Source organism: Lacticaseibacillus manihotivorans DSM 13343 = JCM 12514, from assembly GCF_001435035.1.
Taxonomy (GTDB): Bacteria; Bacillota; Bacilli; order Lactobacillales; family Lactobacillaceae; genus Lacticaseibacillus; species Lacticaseibacillus manihotivorans.
Genome location: NZ_AZEU01000139.1, coordinates 1 through 2,617, shown reverse-complemented (window position 1 = coordinate 2,617; position 2,617 = coordinate 1). Strand labels below are relative to the sequence as shown.

Sequence of the window (2,617 nt, the reverse complement as noted above, 5' to 3'; positions counted from 1 at the left end):
CGCCTCACGGTGTCGTGCCACGGAGTGGCTAACTTGTTCTTGCAATTTGCGCTTTTATGAAGAAGGCGTCATCAGCAAGAAGTTGGATGTTTCCGATGAATTAGTGAAATAACCCCTCAACAGCGCGACTGTCGTCTCAAATCAGACGATCAGTGGCGCTGTTTTTGAATGAATTCGGCCTCACGAATCTGGCTGGCTTTCATTGCGTTTTTCATCGATTGGCGTATCATGACCATATATGTCTTAAATTTTAAGGAGCCACGCATGTTTCAATTATTGACAGATTCCGCTTGTGATCTACCTTATCAAACGCTACAAACCGCTGGTGTCGACTTTGTATCCATGCACGTGGATGTCGATGGCGTCGATCATATCGATGATCTTGGGGAAACCTTTAAATTGGATCAGCTGTATGCCCAAATCGGCCAAGGCGTGATGCCCACCACGGCGCAAGTCAACGTCGGCCAATTCGTTGATTTTTTCACCCCTTACGTCGAAGCGAACACGCCGATTTTATACTTAGGTTTTTCCAGCGGCTTAAGTGGGACCTTCAGTTCTGCTGAACAAGCCAAGCAAATCATTTTAGAAGACCACCCAGACGCCACGATCCGCTTAGTGGATTCACTGGCCGCAGCCAACGGTGAAGGTTTGATGGTATTGGATGCCATCGACCAACAACAAGCTGGCAGATCTTTAGATGAAATTGCTGACTGGCTGGAAGCCAACCGCCTGCGCTATCGCCAGTGGTTTACCGTGGATGACTTAAATTATCTCTATCACGGCGGCCGGGTGTCGAGAACTTCTGCCACTTTAGGCACCTTGCTCAACATCAAGCCGGTGATGGATGTGGATACTGAAGGGCACTTGCGCGTGGTGAAAAAGGCGCGCTCACGTCAACGCTCCTTGCATGCCTTGGCGGATGAAACCATCGCCGCGATTGCGCATGATCCCAGCCATCGCGTGCTGATCGCCACAGCTGATGCGCCAGATGCCGCGGCTGTCGTGCAAGATCGCATTCACGCGCAGTTCCCGGATACCCCGATCACGATCGGGCATATCGGTGCGGCTATTGCTAGCCACACTGGACTCGGTTGTGTTGCCGTCTTTTCATTAGATGAAAAAGCGCGCGACTAAACGTTGTCAATTTTTAACCTAAACTTTGTTGTTGATCCCATTGCTCGCCCTCAACGCAATGGGATTTTTTGCGCGCTTAAACGGCGACAAATCAGGGATTTGATTTGCTAAACCCACGCCATTGGCTCAAGATAGAGTTGATGCGCTTATGCACAATTAGATTTTTCATCATATTTTATAACGAATTGTGCGATTGCATTGACTATTATCGGCAAAACGTTCATCATTAACCGTTCAACTCAGAAAGGATGGCGAGTCAAATGATTCGAATCGCAATGGCCAATTTATTTTTGGTCGTCATCGCAACGCTTGGCTTTGCCAGTGTTTACAGTCAAATTGAAACCGGCACGAAATTGCGCTTAGCTAAAAATCGCAGTTTGTCTGCCGTTGAACAGCGCTTACCGCAAGTGATTTATATTTGTGGGCTTTTGATCTTACTGCGGGTGATCAGCTCTGGCACCACTGGTTGGCTGTTTTGGGTCATGGTCAACCTTCAGCTGATCATCATGATGTACAGCAATTTATTAGTCACCAATTTGGCAGATTTCGTGGTGATCCAAGCCGTTGGGGTCACCATGTTTGCCACAGCCGGCGGGATGAACTGGTTGACGACCCCGGCTTATTTACTTGGATGTTTGGGGATCTATGGCGAGCGCTGGTATGGCAAACGACTCAAAGAACATGAATTGCTTTACTTAATGCCACCAATTGTGATCGGCGCGTTTTTTTGGTGGATCGTCTGGCTTAATAACACGACACTTTCGCCAAGTCTAGCTGTCGTGAACTTCATGGGCTTTGCTTGGGCTTACTTTGCATTGTGGGACTTTGATCATTACCAACGCCGTGATCAACAAGTGATCGCCAAGCTCACCCGAGAAGTTCAGTATGATGGCCTCACGCGAGCCCGGAATTGGACCATGTTTCAGCGTGATTTCAACCATGCTTACATGCAAATCAACGATGGCCCCTTAGCGTTGATCGCCCTAGACCTCGATCATTTCAAACACATCAACGATCATCACGGGCATTTAGTCGGCAATCAAGCCTTGATGACCGTCTCGCAAACCATTCAAGCTTATCTCCACGCTGAAAATACTGAATATCAGTTTTATCGCACTGGTGGCGAAGAGTTTGCGATCATTTTGCCTGGGGCTGATCTGCCCACCGCCGCAAAAATTGTCCGTGCTTGTCAAAAGCGGATTCGCCAAGCCAAGGTGTCAGGCAGTTTTGGTGAATTTCATCTATCAGCGTCGTTTGGGCTTGCCATGGCCGCATCTAGTGATGGCAATGCCACTGCGGTGTTTAAACGCGCTGATCATTATCTCTACCAATCCAAGCGTGCCGGCCGTGACTGCATCACCATCGAAGGAGAAACCTTAACTGCTGAATCGGCATAACGATCAAAACGCCACGAATCTTCGCGATTCTGACCTTTACCCAATTTGTTGGAACTGAATATGATTTAGACGCAAGGTAACTCTTG

At 48.3% G+C, this 2,617-nt stretch carries 2 protein-coding genes; both read left to right on the top strand.

Translation table 11 applies throughout. The annotated features are described in order from the left end of the window. Window positions 1–264 precede the first annotated feature (264 nt). The gene (locus FD01_RS08250; RefSeq protein ID WP_056963663.1) at window positions 265–1,134 is read left to right on the top strand and encodes a DegV family protein; all 870 of its coding nucleotides are present in this window, start codon (window positions 265–267) and stop codon (window positions 1,132–1,134) included. 260 nt (window positions 1,135–1,394) lie between these two features. Then, entirely contained in the window at window positions 1,395–2,531 is a 1,137-nt protein-coding gene (locus tag FD01_RS08245; RefSeq protein ID WP_056963661.1) for a GGDEF domain-containing protein, read from the top strand. The last annotated feature ends 86 nt before the right edge of the window (window positions 2,532–2,617 follow it).

Excerpts from the sequence above, each read along its gene's own strand:
- FD01_RS08250 (WP_056963663.1), top strand. The coding sequence starts at position 265 with ATGTTTCAATTATTGACAGATTCCGCTTGTGATCTACCTTATCAAACG.
- FD01_RS08245 (WP_056963661.1), top strand. The coding sequence starts at position 1,395 with ATGATTCGAATCGCAATGGCCAATTTATTTTTGGTCGTCATCGCAACG.